Annotated in this window: 14 protein-coding genes and 3 pseudogenes; 10 read left to right on the forward strand and 7 right to left on the reverse strand. The window is 73.5% G+C overall.

The genetic code is table 11. From position 1 onward, the window contains the following. The first annotated feature begins 138 nt into the window (after window positions 1–138). Entirely contained in the window at window positions 139–1,020 is an 882-nt protein-coding gene (locus OJ254_RS28025) for a helix-turn-helix domain-containing protein (protein ID WP_265364604.1), read from the forward strand. Between the two features lie 298 nt (window positions 1,021–1,318). Continuing rightward, a complete protein-coding gene (locus tag OJ254_RS28030) occupies window positions 1,319–2,209 on the forward strand; it encodes a serine hydrolase (protein ID WP_265364605.1) in 891 nt (296 codons plus the stop codon). 33 nt (window positions 2,210–2,242) lie between these two features. Here OJ254_RS28030 and OJ254_RS28035 read toward each other — a convergent pair whose 3' ends face one another. The 4 genes from OJ254_RS28035 to OJ254_RS28050 form a co-directional block, all read right to left on the reverse strand. Further along, complete coding sequence (locus OJ254_RS28035; protein WP_265365401.1) at window positions 2,243–2,530, reverse strand: hypothetical protein; 288 nt, start codon at window positions 2,528–2,530, stop codon at window positions 2,243–2,245. Further along, window positions 2,527–2,934 carry a hypothetical protein gene (locus OJ254_RS28040; RefSeq protein WP_423835975.1) on the reverse strand — a complete coding sequence of 136 codons (408 nt, stop codon included), beginning with the start codon at window positions 2,932–2,934 and terminating at the stop codon, window positions 2,527–2,529. Before OJ254_RS28040 ends, OJ254_RS28035 begins: the two co-directional genes overlap by 4 nt. A 252-nt stretch (window positions 2,935–3,186) precedes the next feature. Then, on the reverse strand, window positions 3,187–5,703 hold the full coding sequence (locus OJ254_RS28045; RefSeq protein ID WP_423835976.1) for an MFS transporter: 2,517 nt from the start codon (window positions 5,701–5,703) through the stop codon (window positions 3,187–3,189). A gap of 317 nt (window positions 5,704–6,020) precedes the next feature. Then, entirely contained in the window at window positions 6,021–6,464 is a 444-nt protein-coding gene (locus OJ254_RS28050; protein ID WP_265364606.1) for an SRPBCC family protein, read from the reverse strand. A 174-nt stretch (window positions 6,465–6,638) separates the two neighbouring features. On the opposite strand from OJ254_RS28050, the pseudogene OJ254_RS28055 reads away from it, so the two are divergent. Then, window positions 6,639–7,717: pseudogene (locus OJ254_RS28055) on the forward strand (Rv2578c family radical SAM protein). An 18-nt stretch (window positions 7,718–7,735) separates the two neighbouring features. Here the strand turns inward: OJ254_RS28055 and OJ254_RS28060 are convergent. Both OJ254_RS28060 and OJ254_RS28065 read right to left on the reverse strand, forming a co-directional pair. Then, window positions 7,736–8,095 carry a MerR family transcriptional regulator gene (locus OJ254_RS28060; protein ID WP_261954837.1) on the reverse strand — a complete coding sequence of 120 codons (360 nt, stop codon included), beginning with the start codon at window positions 8,093–8,095 and terminating at the stop codon, window positions 7,736–7,738. A gap of 108 nt (window positions 8,096–8,203) precedes the next feature. Continuing rightward, window positions 8,204–8,937, reverse strand: a pseudogene (locus OJ254_RS28065) (SDR family NAD(P)-dependent oxidoreductase). A gap of 293 nt (window positions 8,938–9,230) precedes the next feature. Between OJ254_RS28065 and OJ254_RS31810 the strand changes: the two are divergent. Next, window positions 9,231–9,793: pseudogene (locus OJ254_RS31810) on the forward strand (N-acetyltransferase family protein). 28 nt (window positions 9,794–9,821) lie between these two features. Here OJ254_RS31810 and OJ254_RS28075 read toward each other — a convergent pair. Then, on the reverse strand, window positions 9,822–10,508 hold the full coding sequence (locus tag OJ254_RS28075) for a HEAT repeat domain-containing protein (protein WP_265364607.1): 687 nt from the start codon (window positions 10,506–10,508) through the stop codon (window positions 9,822–9,824). Between the two features lie 395 nt (window positions 10,509–10,903). Between OJ254_RS28075 and OJ254_RS28080 the strand changes: the two genes are divergently transcribed. From OJ254_RS28080 to OJ254_RS28105, 6 genes are all read left to right on the forward strand, one after another. Next, complete coding sequence (locus OJ254_RS28080) at window positions 10,904–12,724, forward strand: 3-hydroxyacyl-CoA dehydrogenase family protein (RefSeq protein ID WP_265364608.1); 1,821 nt, start codon at window positions 10,904–10,906, stop codon at window positions 12,722–12,724. A gap of 136 nt (window positions 12,725–12,860) precedes the next feature. Continuing rightward, a complete protein-coding gene (locus OJ254_RS28085) occupies window positions 12,861–13,664 on the forward strand; it encodes a TetR family transcriptional regulator (protein WP_261954840.1) in 804 nt (267 codons plus the stop codon). Window positions 13,665–13,713: 49 nt separating this feature from the next. Further along, window positions 13,714–16,185, forward strand: coding sequence for an NB-ARC domain-containing protein (locus OJ254_RS28090; RefSeq protein WP_265364609.1), 2,472 nt, complete (start codon window positions 13,714–13,716; stop codon window positions 16,183–16,185). 512 nt (window positions 16,186–16,697) lie between these two features. Then, the gene (ccrA, locus tag OJ254_RS28095) at window positions 16,698–18,035 is read left to right on the forward strand and encodes a crotonyl-CoA carboxylase/reductase (protein WP_265364610.1); all 1,338 of its coding nucleotides are present in this window, start codon (window positions 16,698–16,700) and stop codon (window positions 18,033–18,035) included. Window positions 18,036–18,050: 15 nt separating this feature from the next. Beyond that, complete coding sequence (locus tag OJ254_RS28100) at window positions 18,051–20,087, forward strand: protein meaA (RefSeq protein ID WP_265364611.1); 2,037 nt, start codon at window positions 18,051–18,053, stop codon at window positions 20,085–20,087. Then, window positions 20,084–21,046: an HpcH/HpaI aldolase/citrate lyase family protein gene (locus OJ254_RS28105; RefSeq protein ID WP_265364612.1), complete on the forward strand. Its 963-nt coding sequence runs from the start codon at window positions 20,084–20,086 to the stop codon at window positions 21,044–21,046. The genes OJ254_RS28100 and OJ254_RS28105 overlap by 4 nt, the downstream gene beginning before the upstream one ends. Window positions 21,047–21,048: the final 2 nt, after the last annotated feature.

Below are 21,048 nucleotides of genomic sequence, written 5' to 3' on the forward strand. Positions count from 1 at the left end.
TTCTGTCGCAAAGCGGAAGGGCATCCGCCAGAATTCCGATGGAGTTCCGACGGACTTCTGTCAGCCGCCGACGCCCCCAGCCCGGTGGGATAGAACGTCCCGAACCGGCCTCCCACATGAGGAGACAGAGGCAGAATCATGAGCACAGCACGCAATGCCAGCCCGTTAGCGCAACTCGGCGACCCGCAGGCCGACGGCGGTGACGACCAGCTGGCCGCCCTCACCGAACTGGTCATCCGTTCTCTTTGCGAGCGCAATCCAGGCTTCCGGGAACTCCTGGAGCGGAAGGACGGGGCACAGGTCACCCGGCTGATCGCGGACGTCCTGCGGGCCGGCCGGCCGCTGCCGGCCACGGTGCGGGCGGTCCGGCTGGCGACCGGCACCGACCTCCACCTCGTCGCCGCGGCGCTCGGCGACTGCCTGGTCAGCCTGCCGGACGGGGCGCCGGGCCTGCTGATCCCCGGCGCGCTCGCCGACGGCGAGGAGGGACGGGCCCGACTGAAGGGCGTCCTGCGCCACCGCGCCGCCGCGGTCGGCCATGCCGTGCCACCGCAGGACGCCGCCGCCTCGGTGCGCGCCGCCTCCCGCCTGCTGGAGCTGGCCGCCCGGTGCGACGGCCCCGCCGCGGGCGTGGCGTTCGTCGACGACCACCTCTCCAGCCTGCTGCTCCTCCAGGACGAGTCGCTCACCCGCACCCTCATCGCCCGGCGGCTCAGGCCGCTCGCGGGCCTGTCACCGGAGCGGTGCGCGCGCCTGGAGGCGACGCTGCTGGCCTGGCTGGGCGGGATGGGCGCGCCGGAGGTGGCGAAGGCGCTCAGCATCCATCCGCAGACCGTGCGGTACCGGATGCGCCAGCTGGAGAAGCTCTTCGGCGCCCGGCTGCGCGATCCGCGGGCCCGCTTCGAGATCGAGCTGGCGCTGCGCGGCCGCCGGCTGATGGCGGGCACCCACCGGCGGCGGGCCGCCGCGTCCCGCCGACCCCGCCCCAGCCGCCTCCGACAGTCGGTGGCCGGCCCCTAGGGGTATCCCCCAGGGCGCCGCGCCGCGTATCGCGCCCCGCCCCCTCCGGTCCGCCCCGTCCGCCCGGTCCGTCCCGTCCGTCCCTGTTTGGCGAATCTCACACCCGAGCCGCACCCCTCAAATACGGACATAGCGCCACACATTGCCAGGGTGCCCTCTGACCTGCCCCGTATCGTCACCGTGACCCATGAAGGGCGCGCACGCCGCCGCGCGTGGCCGCGCCGGCCCGACCGCCTCCGGTCACCCGGGGCCGACCGCCACCGGCGGGGCCCGAAACAGCGGGACAGGAACCACCTCCATGCACGGATCACGCCTCCACGGACGACGCCTCGCGACCGGCACCCGCCGCGGGCTGGCCGCGCTGGCGGCCGCCGGATCACTGCTCACGGTGCTCACCTCGGCGACCCCGGCCGCGGCCGGCACCGCCAGCACCCCGGTGGCCGGTGCCAAGGTCGTCTGCAGCTCCAAGAAGCCCGGCCTGGCCCCGGCCCTGTCCCACGACATCGCCGACGCCCTGCACGGCCGGCAGAGCGCCTCGGCGCTGGCCTTCTACGACCGCCGCACCGGCACCCGCTGCGCCTTCAAGCCCGGCACCCACTTCGACTCGGCGAGTGTGGTGAAGGTCACCGTCCTCGGGGCGCTGCTGCGGCAGGTCGAGGAGGCGCACCGGAAGCTGACCCCGCACGAGGTCAAGCTGACCACCGCCATGATCACCAAGTCGGACAACGACGCGACCAACGCCCTGTGGCACCAGATAGGCCCGGCCGGCGTGCAGCGCTTCCTGGACCTCGCCGGGATGCGGGACACCGTGCCGGGCAGCGGCGCGTCCTGGGGCCTCACCCAGGTCACCGCCGCCGACCAGCTCACCCTGATGCAGCTGCTCACCACGGACGGGGCGGTGCTCGGCCCGGCCTCCCGCGGCTACGCGCTCGACCTGATGCACCGGGTCGCGCCCGACCAGCGCTGGGGCGTACCGGCCGGCGCACCGTCCACCGCGACCGTCCACGTCAAGAACGGCTGGCTGCCGCGGGACACCGGCGGCTGGCGGATCAACAGCGTCGGCACCTTCACCGGCCACGGCCACGACTACGGCATGGCCGTCCTCTCCACCGGCAACGCGACCATGGACTACGGAGTCGCCACGATCGAGGGCGCCGCCCGCGTCATCCACCGCGACCTGCAGCGCTGAGCCGGCCGGCCGCGGGCGGCCACGGCATCTGTCCTACCCGAGCTCGGCGGGAAGGCCGTCCCGGCGGCTGATCTCCAGCACCGGACAGCCCAGCTCCAGGACCTGCGCGACGATCCGGGCGCGCAGGCCGGGACTCAGGTCCGGCATGAACTCGGGGAGCCGGCGGGTGGGTTCGGCGGCGGCACCGGCTTGATCGGTGTCGGGAAAGTCGGCGTCGGTTGAGTCGGTGGCGGTCACCTCGGCGTCGGTCACGTCCATCACGTCCGGGTCGGTCACATCGGCGTCGGTCACGTCCGTGTCGATCAGGTCCGGGTCGGTCACGTCGGCGTCGGTGTGCCGGGCGAAGCCGGGTATCCAACCTTCCCTCCGGTGCCCGGCCCGCACGGGCCGCACGGGCCGTCGGGCAACAGGGCGGCATCCGCGGCGAGGACGAGAGTCGTCCCGGGGCCGGGTGCGGCGAGCGGGTACGCCCACCACAGCAGGTCCACGGGGCCCGTCCCGCCGGTCGTCATCCGGGCCCGGCCCGCGGTGGGGTAGGACGTCCGACCTCCCATCGAGGCGTGCAGCCCGCCGTGCCCGTCGCACCCCTCCGCACCGCTGTCGCCGAGGGCGCCGGTGACCGGCATCAGGTCGAGCGCGGGGGCGCCCACCGCCTCCGCACGGCCGGGTCCGAAGAGCCGGTGGGCGCCGCTGCTCCAGTGGGAGATCCGGCCGTCCGCGGCCACCAGGACGACCGCAAGCGGAATCCGTCCCGGCAGCGCGCGGCGCGACTCGGCCCCCCTGGCTGCCGTACCCGGCCTGCCCCCGCCGCCCAACGGGCCGTGCTCCACGGGCGGTTGCTTCCTCGTACCCCGATCGTGCCTCACCGCCGTCACGCTACGGCCGCCGGCGGAAGCGGTGGGCGGCATTTCCCTAAGAGGCCGAACAGGTGGTATGGCCGCGCAACGGGCCTCCGGGCAGCGCCCCTCGGCGCGCCGTCAGTCCTCGTGCCCGAGCTGGAGGTCGCGTTCGGTGCGGCCGCCGCCGGCCACCTGGAGGACGGTGGCCACCGGCGGGTATCCGGCGGCGACCACGGTGTACTCACCGGCCGCGAGGTCCACGAAGCGGAACAGCCCGTCGGGTCCGGTGACGGCGGTGTCGACCACGTTGCCCGCGACGTCCAGCAGGGTGACCCGGGCGTCCTCGACGGGCCGCCCGCCACCGGCCCGTACGGTCCCGCGCAGCACCGCACCGCCGGCGAGTTCGATGTCCTGGCGGGTCTCCCGCGACGCCTGCACGGTGACCGGCAGCGCGGCCGGCCGGTACGCCGGTGCGCTGGAGGCCAGGGTGTACTCCCCGGCCACCAACTCCCCGATGACATAGCCTCCTTCACGCCCGCTGCGGGTGGTCGCGACAACCTCGCCGCGCACGTCGGTGAGGGTGACCATGGCATCGCGGACGGGGGTGCCGTCGGCGGTGGTGACGGTGCCGGCCAGCCGGCCGGCACCGCCGAGGACGACGTCCAGCTCGACCGGCCGTTCGCCGACGGTCACGGTCACGGCCTGCGGCTGGTGGCCGCCGGCGGCCGCGATCAGCACGTAGGAGCCGGCACCGGGGGTGCTCAGGGCGTACCGCCCGTCGTCGCCGGAGGCGCCGCGGCCGATCTGCCGCCCGGTGACGTCGATGAGGGTGAGCGCGGCCCGCGGCACGATGGAGCCGTCGTGGTGCCGTACCGCCCCGCACACCGGGATGCCCGGGTGCCCGCCACCGGAGAGACGGGGACCACGGCGGTAACTCGCCGTCGGGAACGTCGAGTTGAGGGGGTCCTGGTCGGCGGCGGAGCGGGCCTGCGGCACGGCGGCCGGTTCGGCAGGTCCCGCCGGTTCGGTCGGCTCGCCGTAGGAGGTGGGCCGGTCCGGGGTCGGGGAGGTCTGCGGGGCGTGAGAGGCGTGGGACACCAGTGGTTTCTCTTTCCGGAAGAAGGCGAGCACGAAGCCCAGGACGAGCACCGGCACGAGGGAGCAGAAGACCCTCGGCATGGCATGGGCGTAGGCGGCGACGGGGCCGTCGCGCAGGGAGGCGGGCAGCACGCGCAGCAGCTGCGGGGTGATCGACTCCGGGTCGGGCAGCCGGTCGGCGAACCGGCGGGCCAGCCGGTCGGCGACGAGGGTGCCGAGGAGGGCCACGCCGACGCTGCCGCCGAGGTGCCGGAGGTAGTGGTGTGCGCCGGGCGCGGTGGAGCGGTCACGGGCGCGTACGGAGTTCCGGGCGGCGAGCACCAGCACCGGCATCACGAGGCCGAGGCCCAGGCCCAGGAGGCCCGTCCCGAGGCCGTAGGTCTCCCGGGAGGCGTCCGGCGCCGGCCGCGACAGCAGCCACATCCCCACGGCGGCCACCGCACAGCCCAGGACGGGGAAGACCTGGTGGTGGCCGGTGCGGCGGATGAGCCGGCCGGAGACGCCGGACGCGAGGGCGAGGCCGCCCAACAGCGGCAGCATCAGCAGTCCGGACCCGGTGGCCGAGGTGCCGTCGGCCCGCTGCAGGAGGGTCGGCAGACAGCCGGCGGCGCCGAAGAGGGCGAGGCCGACGGCGGCACCGACCAGGCCGGTGAGGCTGAAGAGCGCGTCGCGGAGCAGCCGCAGCGGGACGATCGGTGCGGCGGCGAAGTGCTCGACGGCGAGGAAGAGCAGCCCGCTGCCGAGCGCCCCGGCCCCCAGCCCGAGGACTACCCGCGAGTCCCCGGCGTACTCCGTACCGCCCCAACCGGCCAGCAGCACAAGGCAGGTGAAGAACGCGACGAGCAGCAGGGCGCCGGCGAGGTCGGGCCGGGGCCGGCGCGGCGGCCGCGGCAGCTTCAGCGCGAAGGCGAGGACGAGGAGCGCCAGCGCACCGAACGGGACGTCGAGGTAGAAGCACCAGCGCCAGGAGGCGTGGTCGGCGCAGAGGCCGCCGACCAGCGGTCCGGCCACGGAGGCGAGGGCGAAGGCGGCGCCGATCAGCCCCGTGGAGCGGCCACGGGCCCGGGGCGGTACGACGTCGGCGACGAGGGCCTGGACGCCGATCATCAGTCCGCCGCCGCCGAAGCCCTGCACGGCCCGGAAGGAGACCAGTTCGCCCATGGTGTGCGACCAGCCGGCCAGCGCCGAACCGGCGGTGAAGACCAGGAGCGCGAAGAGGAGGACCGGTTTGCGGCCGAAGAGGTCGCCGAGTCTGCCGTGGAGGGGCAGGCCGAGGGCGGCGGCGAGGAGGTAGGACGTCACCGGCCAGGACATCGTGCCCACGCCGTGCAGCTCGCCGACGATCTTCGGGAGCGCGGTGACGACGACGGTCTGGCCGAGGGCCGCGAGCAGCAGGGCCGGCAGCAGGCCGGCGAAGGCCAGACGGATCCGGCGCGGGCCGAGCGGCATCGGCGCGGCGCCGTGCGGTGCCCCGGCCCGGTCCCCGATGGCCGGGGCCGGGCCGGGTGCCGGTAGGCCGGTCCGCCCGGCCGGGTCGCTCAGGGTGGTCCCGCCCACGTACTGCTCCCCTCGTCACGCCTGTTGAGGCCCAATTTCTCGCATTGGGCGACAACAGCGTTCAAGCGCGACGAAAGGGGTCGGGCGGTGCCGGAACGGACGTCAAGTGCCTTGTCGGGCAGGCCCCTTGGGCTCCCATCAGGGCTTTCCGTGCGGAACGGGTCCGACGGCCGGGGCGCCTCGGCGCGGCCGAAACCACCCGAACCGGTGAGCGTGACGGAACGCGCCCAGGGTGACGCATGTGACGTCCGCGCTCAGCGCAGGAAGCAGCCGACGCGCGTGACGCACAGGACACCCGGGGGATGTATGACGTCCGATCACTTCTCCATGCGCGCCGCGAGGTTGTCGAGGATGGTGTCGTAGATCCGGCCGAGGCCCTTGGGGGCGAAGGTCCGCTCGAAGAAGCCGCCGATGCCGCCCGCGCCCTGCCAGGTGGTCGTGACGACGACCCTGGCGCGCTGCTCGCCGGCCGGCGTGACGACCCAGGTGGTCACCATGGAGGAGTTGCGGTCCTTCTCCACGAGCTGACCGTCGGTGGGCTCGTCGACCTCCAGCAGGCAGTCGCGCACCCGCTTGCTCGTGGCCTGGAGCTTCCAGTGGACGAGGGTGCCCTTGCCGTCGCCGCCCTCGCGGACCTCGTACTCCGAGAAGTGCTCGGGCAGCAGCTGCTGGCGCGTGCCGCTGTAGTCGGCGAGCGCGTCGAACACGTCCTCCGGGTCCGCCGCGATCTCGCGCTGCGTGGTGGCCTCGACCTGACCCATGTGTGTCTTCCTCCAGTAGTCGGCTGCCGGTCCTGCGGTGCGCCGCCAAGCCAACCACCAGTGGGGGGCGCGCCCAAAATCCGCCCGGGCCCGTCGCGACGGTCGAGAAGGGAACACGTGTTCTATTATGGGGGACGGGGGCTCGACGGCATGCAGCATGCAGAAGGAGGCCCGATGCGCTGGGACAACCTGGGTGACGGCCCGGCCGCACTGTTCGGTGCGGACGTGGTCAGCCGGACGTTCGACACCCCGAATTCCGCGGCATCACGTTCCACGAGGTGCGCGCCCGTTCCCTCGTCAACCGCGTCCCGGGCGCCTCGCGGATGCCGTTCGAATGGACGGTCAACCCCTACCGCGGCTGCAGCCACGCCTGCGTCTACTGCTTCGCGCGCAAGACCCACAGCTATCTGGACCTGGACACCGGCCTCGGCTTCGACACCCAGATAGTGGTGAAGGTCAACGCGCCGGAACTACTGCGCCGCGAACTGGCCGGGCGCCGCTGGCGCGGCGACCACATCGCGATGGGCACCAACGTCGACTGCTACCAGCGCGCGGAGGGCCGCTACCGCCTCATGCCCGGCATCCTCACGGCCCTGCGCGATCACGCCAACCCGTTCTCCATCCTCACCAAGGGCACGCTCATCCTGCGCGACCTGGAACTGCTGCGGCAGGCCGCCGAGGTCACCGACGTCGGCATCTCGGTCTCCGTCGGCTTCCTGGATTACGAGCTGTGGCGCACGGTCGAGCCCGGCACGCCCGCCCCCGAACGCCGGCTGGACGTGGTGCGCACCCTCACCGCACACGGCATTCCCTGCAACGTGCTCATGGCACCCGTCATCCCGTTCCTCGGCGACGCGCCGGAGCAGCTGCGCGCCACGGTCCGCGCCGTCGCGGAGGCCGGCGCGGGATCCGTCACGCCGCTGGTGCTGCACCTGCGCCCCGGCGCCCGCGAGTGGTTCCTGTCCTGGCTGGAGCACCACCATCCGCATCTCGTACGGCGCTACACGACGATGTACGCGAACGGCGCCTACGCCCCCACGTGGTACCAGCGCCGGATCACCCGCCAGGTCCACGAACTCGCCGCCGAGTACGGCATCGGCCCCGCCCGCTCGGGCGAGGCCCGCCGCATCCGGCCGCCGTCCGGGGACGCCGACGCCGCCGGGAACTCCGCGCCCGTGGCCGATTCACCGCCCGCGGCCGACCCCGCGCCGGCACCCGCGCCCTCGGGGCCGACCCAGCTGACCCTCATCTGAACCGGCCGGGCCGGCCGCTCACGCCGAGGCGGCCGGGACGGCCTCCAGGGCCCGCGCCAGACGGTCGCGGGCCTCGGTCTGGGCGGCGATCCGCTCGTCGATGACGGCGAGCCGCTCACGGGCGATCCGCAGCCCCTCGGCGGACGGCGGAGCGGTGGTCATGTCGCCGTCCAGGCAGGGCGTGAAACAGCGGACGTCGGCGAGCGTGAGCCCGGCCGCCAGCAAATGGCGGATGTTGCGCACCCGTACGGCCGCGCCGGCGTCGTAGACCCGATACCCGTTCGCCTCCCGGACGGAGGCGATCAGCCCCTCCCGCTCGTAGTTCCGCAACGCCCGCGGCGTCGCCCCGGTGGCCTCCGCCAACTCCCCGATCCGCACGGGCCGTTCCCTCCCTGAACTCCGGCCTCGCGGCCGATTCCCGGGCCGCGTCCCGCATTGTGCCGCGCCTCGTCCGGGCCGGGTCCGGGGGGAGGGGCTGGGGCGGGCTCAGCCGACCACCGCTCCGCCGTCGACCGGCAGGATCACCCCCGTGACGAACGAGGCGGCCGGGGCGGCCAGCTGGGTGATGGCCCAGGCCACCTCCTCGGGGCGGCCGATCCGGCCCAGCGGCGTGTGCGCGATCTGCCACGCGCGATGCGCCGCCCGCTGCTCCTCGGACAGGCCCTGGTGGAGCGCGATCGGGGTCTCGACGGCACCGGGGGCGACCGCGACCACCCGCACCCCGCGCGGTGCGAGCTCCACCGCCCAGCTGCGGGTGAGCAGTTCGAGCCCCGTCTTGGTCGCGGCGTAGACCGCATTGCCGGGCCAGCCGCGCTGGCCGATCGAGGTGCTGATGTTGACCACCACCCGCCGGTGCGCTCCAGATGGGGCACCGCTTCCTGCGTCAGCAGTACGGGCGCGACGAGGTTCGTCGCCAGTTGCGACCCCATCCGCTCCTTGGTGTGGCTGCCGAGCGCCCCGCTGCCCACGATGGCGGCGTTGTTGACCAGGACGTCCAGCCGGCCGTAGGCCTCGATCGCACGGCGGACGAGGGCCGCGGGGACGCCGTCCGCGGTGATGTCGGCGGCGTACGGGACGATCTCGCCGTCCCCCTCGGCGCCCGCCGCCGTCTCCGCCAGCGGCTCGGCCCGGCGGCCCACCGCCAGCACCCGCGCGCCCTCCGCCGCGAAGGCCCGGGCGGCGGCCCGCCCGATGCCCGTACCGGCGCCGGTGATGATCACTACCCTGCGGGGCGGGGCGTCCGTGGGGCGCCGGCCGGTTCCGGCGGCGTTCGTCCCGGGCTGCTGTGTGGGCGCGGTCCGCCCGCGGTGCGTGCTGTGTGCCATGCCGGAAGTCTCGAACCCTGTCCCCAGGGGCAAGGTCAAGCGCACGGCGACGGAACCGCGGGAACCGGGCAGCGGAAAACCCCGGAAGCCCCCTTGACCCGGCCCCTACCCTCTCCCTCATGAACACGGGCAGGGACACGGACAGGAGCAGGGGCAGGAGGCCGGCAGGACCGCTCCGGATACGGGAGATGGGCGCGGCCGACGTCGAGGCGGTCTCGGCGGTGCGGGTCCGCGGCTGGCAGGCGGCGTACCGGGGGCTGATGCCGCAGGCGTATCTGGACGGGATGAGCGTGGCGGCGGACGCCGAGCGCAGGCGGTCGTGGTTCGGGCGGCGGTCGCCGGAGGTGGTCGACCTGGTGGCGGAATCGGCCGGTGAGGTGGTCGGCTGGGCGTCGGTCGGCCCGGCCCGGGACCCCGATGTGGCCCCGGGCGCCGAGGAGTTGCCCGCCCCGCCCCGACCGCGGGTGAACTGTTCGCGCTGTACGTCGCGCCCGAGCGGATCGGCACCGGCGTCGGCCGCGCCCTGATGGCCGCGGGCACGGACCGGGCACGGCAGAGCGGATACCGCGCGCTGTATTTGTGGGTGGTACGCGGCAACGCCCGCGCCCAGCGGTTCTACGAGCGGGCCGGCTTCGTCCCGGACGGGGCGGAGGAGACGTACAAGGTGGGCGGCAGCAACGTCCCCGAGCTGCGCTACTGGCGCCCGCTGTCCCCGTCCTTCCCGGACCCCGGTCGTCTCCTCCGGACCTGATGTCGGGGGTGTCCCCTGACGGACCGCTTCAGGCGCCCGAGCCGTCCTTCGCCGCGTCTCGGTCCTCCTTCGCGGCACCCGCTCCCCCGTCGCCCCGCCCCTCGTCCCCGGGAAGCTCGTGCACCCCCAGCCGGGCCAGCGAGGCCGCCGCGGCGGCGGCCAGCCGCGGGTGCCCGGTGGCGGCGGTGAGTGCGGGCACGGCGCGGCGGTCGCCCAGGGCGCCCAGGCCCTCGACGCAGGCGAGCGCCACCCGCCAGTAGGGGTTGTGCGGGGTCAGCAGCCGCTCCAGGGTGGCGACCAGCGCCGGTACGGACTGCGGTGCGCGCAGCTCGGCGAGCAGCCGCACCGGATGCAGGGCGTACGCGGTGCGCAGCGGGTTGGTGGCCAGGGCGGCCGCGGCGCGGGCGGTGCGCGGGTCGCCGAGCCGGCTCAGGGCGTGGGCCGCGGTGGCGCAGCGCACCGGATCGCGGTAGTTCAGCAGCAGGACGAGCGTCTCGAAGGCGCGTTTGTCGCCGGCGCAGCCGAGGATGAAGGCGGCGATCTCGCGGGCCCACAGGGGGCGTTCGACGGCGACCAGCATCCGGGCGAGCTCCTCCCGTCCGGCGGGGGTGTTCTTGCGGGCGAGCCCCAGCAGGCGCTCGTAGGCGACCAGATCCTGTGGGGAGCGGAGTTCGGCCCGCACCCGGTCCGTCAACTCGTGGAATTCGTCTTCCATTTGCCGCTTCCCTCCCGCCGGGGCGCCCCGGATACCGAGACGTGGCCTGCACCACAGACTAATGACCCGGACTACCCCTGGCGCTGCGGTTACCCACGGGTTAACCTGCTGGAACGAGCAGCACCCCTGCTCGGGCGGCCTGGTGACGCAGCCGCCACAGAGTGAAGTCGGTTCGGCACCGCAAACAGCACGACATCAGTACGGAGCACGGCACGGCCCCGGGACAGGGCCCCGCCGTAGCTCCCGCACCGCCGGCGCTGCCAGCAGCGCTGCGGCCTTCCGCGGCCCCGCCGCGCCCCGGCCGCCGCGTATCCGCTGCCCCTCGCGTCCGCGCGGCCACCACTCAGTCGTCACTTCTCCCCTGCCCTTCAGGGGAACACCCTCAGGAGTTCGCGATGGGCCCTTCGTCCACCCCTGATGTCTCCCCCGACATTTCCCCACTGTCCCTCTCCACCGTGGCCGTCGTCGGCCTGGGCACCATGGGCACCGGCATCGCCGAGGTGCTGGCCCGGGCCGGCCGCGAGGTCATCGGCATCGACATCGACGAGGCCGCGGCCCGGCATGCCGTCGCCGCGCTGGAGGCCGCCACGGCCCGCGCGGTGCGCCGTGAGCGGATCACCGAGCGTGAGCGGCAGGACGTCCTGGCCCGTTTCCGCACCTTCACCGATCTGCAGGCCGCCGCGGAGGCCGACCTGGTCATCGAGGTGGTCCCGGAGGACTACGAGCTCAAGCGGCAGGTCTTCGCCGAACTGGACGCCGTGGTGCGGCCGGACGCCATCCTGGCCACCGGCACCAACGCGCTGTCGGTGACCCGGCTCGCCGCCGATTCGCAGCGTCCCGAGCGGGTGCTCGGACTGCACTTCTTCAACCCCGCACCGGCCATGAAGCTGGTTGAGGTGGTCTCCTCCGTGCTCACCGCGCCGACCGCGGTGGCCGGGGTCACCGAGCTCGCCCGCGACCTGGGCAAGGACCCGATCGCGGTGGGTGACCGGCCCGGTTTCGTCGCCGACGGCCTGCTGTTCGGCTATCTGAACCAGGCCGCCGCGATGTACGAGTCCCGGTATGCCACCCGTGAGGACATCGACGCCGCGATGCGGCTCGGCTGCGGCCTTCCCATGGGTCCGCTGGCGCTGCTCGACCTGATCGGCGTGGACACCGCCCGGACCGTCCTGGAGGCGATGTACGCCGAGTCCCAGGACCGGCTGCACGCCCCGGCGCCGATCCTGGGGCAGCTGGCCGAGGCCGGGCTGACCGGCCGCAAGGCGGGCCGCGGCTTCTACTCGTACGAGGCGCCGGGTTCGGCCACGGTCGTGCCGGACGCGGAGAGCCCGGCGGTCACCGGCGAGGCCGCGGCCGGGCGCACGGTCACCCGGGTCGGCGTGGCCGGTTCCGGGACGATGGCCAGCGGCATCGCCGAGGTCTTCGCCAAGGCGGGGTACCAGGTCGTGCTGGCCGCCCGCAGCCCGGAGAAGGCGGAGAAGGCGAAGGCCCGGATCGCCAAGTCGCTGGGCCGGTCCGTGGACAAGGGCCGGCTGACCGCCGAGGCCCGGGACGCGGCGCTGGCGGCGATCACCCCGGCCGGGACGCTGGACGCGTTCGCGGACGTGGACCTCGCGGTCGAGGCGGTGGCCGAGGACCTGGCCGTCAAGCAGGAGCTGTTCCGGACGCTGGACAAGGTCTGCAAGCCGGGCGCGGTCCTGGCCACGACGACCTCGTCGCTGCCGGTCGTGGCGTGCGCCCGGGCCACCTCGCGCCCGCAGGACGTCATCGGGATGCACTTCTTCAACCCGGCGCCGGCGATGAAGCTGGTCGAGGTGGTGCGGACGGTCCTGACCTCCGACGAGGTGCACGCGACCGTGCGGGAGGTGTGCGCCAAGGTCCGCAAGCACCCGGTGGACTGCGGCGACCGGGCCGGCTTCATCGTGAACGCGCTGCTGTTCCCGTACCTGAACAACGCGATCAAGATGGTCCAGGAGCACTACGCGTCGCTGGACGACATCGACGCGGCGATGAAGCTCGGCGGCGGCTACCCGATGGGCCCGTTCGAGCTCCTCGACGTGGTCGGCCTGGACGTCTCGCTGGCCATCGAGAAGGTCCTGCACGCCGAATTCCGCGACCCGGGGCTGGCCCCCGCGCCGCTGCTGGAGCACCTCGTCGCGGCGGGGTGCCTCGGACGCAAGACGGGCCGCGGCTTCCGTGAGTACGCCCGGCGCTGACCCGTGGGGGCGCCCCCGCCCGGACGGGGCCGGCTGGGGTGGGCTGCTGGAGCCGGACGGCGGTCCACCCCCGCTCACAAGGGCGGAGGTGGGACCTCATGCCGCAGGCCGGGTAAATATGCAGTACCGTCCCCACATGTCCCAGCCCGCTCGTACGCAGCCCTCCGACGCCCCCGACAGCAGCACTCCCGGCACCCGCCGCGCGGCCGCGCAACGGCTCAAAATGCGCCGCGAACTGTCGGCGGCGGCGATGGAGCTGTTCGCGACCAAGGGCTACGAGGCGACGACGGTCGACGAGATCGCGGCCGCCGCGGGCGTCGCCCGGCGGACGTTCTTCCGCCACTTCCGTTCCAAGGAAGAGGCGATCTTCCCCGACCACGACGACACCCTGGTGCGCGCCGAGGCGGTCCTGGACGCCGCCCCGCCGCACGAGAACCCGCTCGACACGGTCTGCCGCGGCATCAAGGAGGTCATGCGGATGTACGCGGCCTCGCCGGCCGTGTCCGTGGCCCGCTACCGGCTGACCCGCGAGGTGCCCACCCTCCGCGAGGCCGAGATCGCCTCGGTGGCCCGCTACGAGCGGCTGTTCACCCGCTATCTGCTGGGCCACTTCGACGAGGGCGCGCACCGCGAGGGCGATGACGACCCGCTGCTGGCGGAGGTCGCCGCGTCCGCCGTGGTCACCGCGCACAACCACGTCCTGCGCCGCTGGCTGCGGGCCGGCGCGGAGGGCGACGTGGAGGCCCAGCTGGACCACGCCTTCGAGATCGTCCGGGAGACCTTCGGCGCCGGGATCGGCGCGGGCCGCACCACGACGGGCGAGCAGCCCCCGGCGTCCGTCTCCCGGGAGGGCGAGGTGCTGGTCGCGGTGGCCCGCACGGACGCCCCGCTGGAGGAGGTCATGCGCACCATCCGCAAGGCGATCAAGGACCGGAGATGATCCGGTAACGGCCTGACGGGCCCGGCTCGCTCGTGCTATCCACTACGGCGTGGCGGACGCGAGCGAGGCGGGGCCGGCTCCGGCCACCCACAACACGATCAGTGGCGGGCAGGCCCGTGACGTCATCCAGGGTGGCGTCGTCCAGATCTACCCGGCGCCCGCCCCGGTCCGCTCCCTCAACGCGCTGCCGCCCCGTCCGGCCGCCCTGCTCGGCCGCGCCGGCCCGCTCGCCACGCTGCTCGCCCTGCTGAAGCCCGGCGGCCCCGCCGGGGCGCCCACCGCGATAGCCGTTACCGGCCAGGGCGGAGTGGGCAAGTCGGCCCTGATGGCGGCCGCCGCGCACGAGGCGCACAGCTGGTTCCCCGGCGGGGTGCTCTACGAGGACGCCCGGGCGCACGGCGGCGGGGAGCCGATGAGCATCGAGGAGCTGCTGGGCACCTGGCTGCGGGCGTTCGGCATCCCCGGCGACCAGCTCCAGCCGCACCGCGCCGGGCTGCTCGGCCAGTTCCGCAGCCGGCTCCGGGAGGCGGAGGAGGCACTGCTGATCCTGCTCGACGACGCCGCGCCGGACGAGCACCTCGTGCCGCTGATACCCCCCGACAGCCGCCACCGCCTCCTGGTCACCGTCCGGACCGCCCCGGAGGACGCACGGGTCGCCGTGCTGCGGCTGGACACGCTCCGCCCGAAGGATTCCCTGGCGCTGCTGGAGGCCGCCGCCGGCGAGCCGGTCCCGCCGGCGCAGCTGGACGAGATCGCCGCGCTCTGCGGCCATCTGCCGCTGGCACTGGACGTGGTGGCCGGCCGGCTGCGGGACGGCGACGACAGCGCACAGCGCATCCTGTCCGCGTTACGCCCGCCCGGTGAGCGGCTGGCCGAACTCGACCCGGTACGGCAGGCGTTCGAGGCCTCGTACCAGGCGCTCGACGAACCGGACGCGCGGATGCTGCGCCGTCTGGGGCTGCACCCGGGCACCGAGATCGACGCCGAGTCGGCCGCCGCGCTGGCCGGGGTCTCACCGGCGGAGGCCGACCGTACGCTGCGCCGCCTGGTCAGGGCCCAGTTGCTGCGCCCCACCGGCCGTGAGGGCCGGGTCCGCTTCCACGACCTGCTGCAGCTGTTCGTCGGTGAACTGGCCTCGCAGGAGCCGGAGTCGGCGCGTGGTGCGGCGCTGGAGCGGCTGATGGCCCACTACGGCGAGCGGGCCGCCACCGCCGACGACGGCTGGTTCGACCGGGAGCGCGGGGCGCTGGCGGCGGCCCTGGCACAGGCGGTGGACCAGGGCCGGTACGAGCGGGTCGCGCCGGTGGTGGACCACCTGGTGGCGTATCTGCTGCGGCGCACCCGCACCGTGGACGCGCTGTTCGCGCTGCGGCAGGGCGTCCTCGCGGCCCGGCACCGCGCCGACCACCACCGGGAGGCGGAGCTGCTGCGGATGATGCGGCGCCACTACCGTGCGCTGGAGCGCTGGCCGGAGGCCCGGTCCTGCGCGGAGGCGGGCCATCTGGCGCGCATCCGGGCCGGTGTGCGCCCGCCGGAGCTGGACGACGACCTCGGCGAGCAGGCGGCCGAGCACGATGACCACCGGGCCGCGGCGCACCACTACGGGCGGGCGGTGCGCGGCTGGGCGCTGCGGGGTGACCGGCACCGGCTGGCGGCCTCGCTGCTGGCGCGGGGGGACGCGGAGGAGCGGCTGGGGCGCGCCCGGGACGCGGCGCTGTCGTACCGCCGGGCGGTGGCGACGGCGCACGACGGGGACCTCACGGTCGTGGCGCACGCCTGGCTCAGACTGGCCGGGTGCGCGGCGTACCGGCACGACCACCGGCAGGTCCTGGAGCTGCTGCGCCGCGGGCTGGAGGTGGCGCGCAGGTCGGGGGACGTCCGGGTGACGGTCGAGGCGCTGGCGCTGCTGCTGGAGGCGGAGCAGGAGGCTGGGCGGCCGGGAGCGGCCGAGCAGCTGCTCCGGGAGGCACTCAGCGAGGCCGGGGCGCATCACCTGCCGCTGCTGCGGGAACGCCTGCTGGCGGTCAAGTGGCCGTGGCTGAAGCTGGCCGCGGAGCCGGCGGCCGCCGCCGCGGCACCTGCGGGGACGGACCGCACCCCCCCGGAACCGCCGCCCGCCGTGCCGGGCCCGCCCGTGGAGCAGGCGGCCCGCCATGTGCGGCCGGTGCTGCTGCGGCTGCTCGCCCTGCCGTGCTGCGGGGCGCTCTGGGCGCTCGGCTGCCTGACCGTGGCGCTGGTGGAGGGCGGGTCGGTGGCTCTGTGGCCGGCGCAGCTGGCGCTGGCCGGCGGCACGGCCTGGGCGGCCCGGCGGGTCTGGCAGCGCAGCCGCGGCAGCCGGCTCGGCGACCTGGCCGCGGTCGGCCTGCACCGCTTCCACGCGGTGGGCGCGGCCGGGCTGCTGGTGGCCGGGGTCCGGGCCGGTGCGCCGGGCGGCAGTGCCGTCGCCGCGGGGCTGCTGGCCCTGCACACCGCGGCGCAGTTGTGGCCGGCCGCCCGGGATCGCCTGAGGCCCCGGGCCTGACCGGGGCACGACCCACCCGAACGGCCTAACCGCATCGCTGCTCACCTGCCGTGATATCGCGCATCCGGTCCGTCACCGCCATGCCCCCTATCGGCCCATCTGCCGCTCATACGTGCCGGCCAAATGACATCTGAGAGAAATTCTTGGCACTCAGTGTCTTGTCGGTTGGCACGCGGTGTCATACGTTGAGGGTGTCCGGGCGACCGGCGGACGAGGCGATCCTCGTGCGCCGGCTGTCCCAACAGCCTTCCCCGGCTGCCGCCCGGATGCCTGCGTCACAGGCACACCGCCCGGCACCCGCCGGGCTCCGCGCTCACCAAGGCGCTGCCAGGCACCACGGCCGACGCCTCCGCGACACCGGCGGAGACGACGGCGGCGGCGCCACCCCGGCCGAACCGACGGCACCACCTCCCGCACCACCCCCGACGTTCCCTCAAGCCGTTCTCAACGAATCCCCTGACTCTCGGCTCCGCTCGACGAGCAGGGGAGGCTGCACCCGCCGGAGGCACACCGTGAACGAGATCCTGGACGCAATCCTTGCGCCTCACACCACCAGCGCCGACTTCGCCGCGCTGACCATCCCCGAGTCCTACCGCGCGGTGACCGTGCACAAGGACGAGGCCGAGATGTTCGCCGGCCTGCCCACCAAGGAGAAGGACCCGCGCAAGTCGCTGCACGTCGACGACGTCCCGGTCCCCGAACTCGGCCCCGGCGAGGCGCTGGTGGCCGTGATGGCCTCCTCCGTCAACTACAACTCCGTCTGGACCTCGATCTTCGAGCCGCTGTCGACCTTCGGGTTCCTGGAGCGCTACGGCAAGCTCTCCGAGCTGACCAAGCGGCACGACCTGCCCTACCACGTCATCGGCTCCGACCTGGCCGGCGTCGTGCTGCGCACCGGTCCGGGCGTCAACGCCTGGCAGCCCGGCGACGAGGTCGTGGCGCACTGCCTGTCCGTCGAGCTGGAGTCCTCCGACGGCCACAACGACACCATGCTCGACCCCGAGCAGCGCATCTGGGGCTTCGAGACCAACTTCGGCGGCCTGGCCGAGATCGCGCTGGTCAAGTCCAACCAGCTGATGCCCAAGCCCCAGCACCTGAGCTGGGAGGAGGCGGCGGCCCCGGGCCTGGTCAACTCGACCGCGTACCGCCAGCTGGTCTCCCGCAACGGCGCCGGGATGAAGCAGGGCGACAACGTCCTGATCTGGGGCGCCAGCGGCGGCCTCGGCAGCTACGCCACCCAGTTCGCGCTGGCCGGCGGCGCCAACCCGATCTGCGTCGTCTCCAGCCCCGAGAAGGCCGACATCTGCCGCGCCATGGGCGCCGAGGCGGTCATCGACCGCAACGCCGAGGGCTACAAGTTCTGGAAGGACGAGCGCACCCAGGACCCGAAGGAGTGGAAGCGCTTCGGCAAGCGCATCCGCGAGTTCACCGGCGGCGAGGACATCGACATCGTCTTCGAGCACCCCGGCCGCGAGACCTTCGGCGCCTCGGTCTACGTCACCCGCAAGGGCGGCACCATCACCACCTGCGCCTCCACCTCCGGCTACATGCACGAGTACGACAACCGCTACCTGTGGATGTCGCTGAAGCGCATCATCGGTTCGCACTTCGCCAACTACCGCGAGGCGTGGGAGGCCAACCGCCTGATCGCCAAGGGCAAGATCCACCCCACCCTGTCGAAGACCTACACCCTGGAGGAGACCGGGCAGGCGGCGTACGACGTGCACCGCAACCTGCACCAGGGCAAGGTCGGCGTGCTGGCGCTCGCGCCCGAGGAGGGCATGGGCGTGCGCGACGAGGAGATGCGCGCCAAGCACCTCGACGCCATCAACCGCTTCCGGAACGTCTGAGGCCGGGAGGCACCCATGACAGAACGTCACCCTCAGTCCCAGGGGCGCAGGGAACGGGACCGGCCGTGGCTGATGCGCACGTACGCCGGTCACTCCACGGCGGAGGCGTCGAACGAGCTGTACCGGCGCAATCTCGCCAAGGGCCAGACCGGTCTGTCGGTGGCGTTCGACCTGCCGACACAGACCGGCTACGACCCCGACCACGTCCTCGCCCGCGGCGAGGTCGGCCGGGTCGGGGTCCCGGTCTCCCACCTCGGTGACATGCGGCGGCTGTTCCAGGACATCCCCCTGGACCAGATGAACACCTCGATGACCATCAACGCCACCGCCATGTGGCTGCTGGCGCTCTACCAGGTCGTCGCGGAGGAGCAGGGCGCGGACATCACCAAGCTCCAGGGGACGACCCAGAACGACATCGTCAAGGAGTACCTGTCGCGCGGGACGCACGTCTTCCCGCCGGGGCCGAGCCTGCGGCTCACCACTGACATGATCACGTACACGGTGGCCCACATCCCCAAGTGGAACCCCATCAACATCTGCTCGTACCACCTGCAGGAGGCCGGGGCGACCCCGGTCCAGGAGATCGCGTACGCGATGAGCACGGCCATCGCCGTCCTCGACGCGGTGCGGGACTCCGGGCAGGTGCCGCCGGAGAAGTTCGGCGACGTGGTCGCCCGGATCTCCTTCTTCGTGAACGCCGGTGTCCGGTTCATCGAGGAGATGTGCAAGATGCGCGCCTTCGGCCGCATCTGGGACCACATCACCCGCGAGCGGTACGGCATCGAGAACCCCAAGCAGCGGCGCTTCCGCTACGGCGTCCAGGTCAACTCGCTCGGGCTGACCGAGGCCCAGCCGGAGAACAACGTCCAGCGGATCGTGCTGGAGATGCTGGCCGTGACGCTGTCGAAGGACGCCCGCGCCCGGGCTGTCCAACTCCCGGCCTGGAACGAGGCGTTGGGCCTCCCCCGGCCCTGGGACCAGCAGTGGTCGCTGCGCATCCAGCAGGTCCTCGCGCACGAGAGCGACCTGCTGGAGTACGAGGACATCTTCGCCGGCTCGCACGTCATCGAGGCCAAGGTGGACGCGCTGGTCACCGAGTGCCTGGCCGAGATCGAGCGGATCCAGGAGATGGGCGGCGCGATGGCCGCGGTGGAGTCCGGCTACCTCAAGTCGCAGCTGGTGTCCGCGCACGCCGAGCGGCGGGGCCGGATCGAGGCCGGCGAGGAGAAGATCGTCGGCGTGAACTGCTTCGAGTCCACCGAGCCCAACCCGCTCACCGCGGACCTCGACACCGCCATCATGACCGTCGACCCGGCCAACGAGGCACGGGTGGTGCGGGGGCTGCACGACTGGCGGGACAACCGCGAGGAGGGCCGCGCCCAGGAGGCGCTGTCGGCGCTGAAGAAGGCAGCGGCCGGCGACACCAACCTCTTCGCGGCGACCCTGGAGTGCGCACGTGCCGGTGTGACGACCGGCGAGTGGGCCTGGGCCCTGCGGGACGTCTTCGGCGAGTTCCGGGCACCCACGGGCGTCTCCAGCGCCCCGCTGGCGGTCCCGGCCGAGGAGGGCAGCCCGCTGGCCGCGGTCCGCGAGAAGGTCGCCAAGACGGCCGCCGAGCTCGGCAGCGGCAAGCTGCGGCTGCTGGTCGGCAAGCCCGGACTGGACGGGCACAGCAACGGCGCCGAGCAGATCGCCGTACGCGCCCGGGACGCCGGCTTCGAGGTGATCTACCAGGGCATCCGGCTGACGCCGGAGCAGATCGTCTCGGCGGCGGTCGCCGAGGACGTGCACTGCGTGGGCCTGTCCATCCTGTCCGGCTCGCACACGGAGCTGGTGCCGGACGTGCTGGCCCGGCTGCGGCGGGCCGGCGTCGACGACATCCCGGTCATCGTCGGCGGCATCATTCCCTCCGCCGACGCGACCGCGCTCCGGGAGGCCGGAGTGGCGGCCGTCTTCACACCGAAGGACTTCGGTATTACGGAGATCATCGGCCGTATCGTCGACGAGATCCGGACGGCGAACCAGCTCGACCCCTTGGAGGTCCCCGCATGACGGCGCTGAACCGGCAGCGGCCGAGGCGCTCCTGCCTCGCGGTACCCGGCAGCAATCCGCGCTTCCTGGAGAAGGCCCAGGGCCTGCCGGCGGACCAGGTGTTCCTGGACCTGGAGGACGCCTGCGCGCCGCTCGCCAAGGAGGGCGCCCGGCACACCGTCGTCGAGGCGCTGAACCAGGGCGACTGGACCGGCAAGACCCGGGTCGTGCGGGTCAACGACTGGACGACCCACTGGACGTACCGGGACGTCATCACGGTCGTCGAGGGCGCGGGGCCGAACCTGGACTGCATCATGCTCCCGAAGGTCCAGGACGCCCAGCAGATCGTGGCGCTGGACCTGCTGCTGACGCAGATCGAGAAGACCATGGGCTTCGAGGTCGGCCGGATCGGTATCGAAGCGCAGATCGAGAACGCCAAGGGCCTGGTGAACGTCGACGCGATCGCCGGCGCCTCGCCGCGGCTGGAGACCATCATCTTCGGCCCGGCCGACTTCATGGCGTCGATCAACATGAAGTCCCTGGTGGTCGGCGAGCAGCCGCCCGGCTATGGCGCGGACGCCTATCACTACATTCTGATGCGCATTCTGATGGCCGCACGGACCTACGATTTGCAGGCAATCGACGGCCCGTACCTTCAGATCAAGAACGTGGACGGGTACCGGGAGGTCGCCGGTCGCGCCGCCGCGCTCGGCTTCGACGGCAAGTGGGTGCTGCACCCGGGCCAGGTCGAGGCCGCCAACGAGGTGTTCTCACCGTCCCAGGAGGACTACGACCACGCCGAGCTGATCCTGGACGCCTACGAGTGGCACACCTCGGAGGCGGGCGGCAAGAAGGGATCCGCCATGCTCGGTGACGAGATGATCGACGAGGCGAGCCGGAAGATGGCGCTGGTCGTCGCCGGCAAGGGCCGGGCCGCCGGCATGATCCGTACATCCAAGTTCGAAGCTCCGGAGGCATGAGC

The sequence above is a fragment of the Streptomyces endophytica genome (genome assembly GCF_026153355.1).
In the GTDB taxonomy this organism is placed as follows: domain Bacteria; phylum Actinomycetota; class Actinomycetes; order Streptomycetales; family Streptomycetaceae; genus Streptomyces; species Streptomyces endophytica.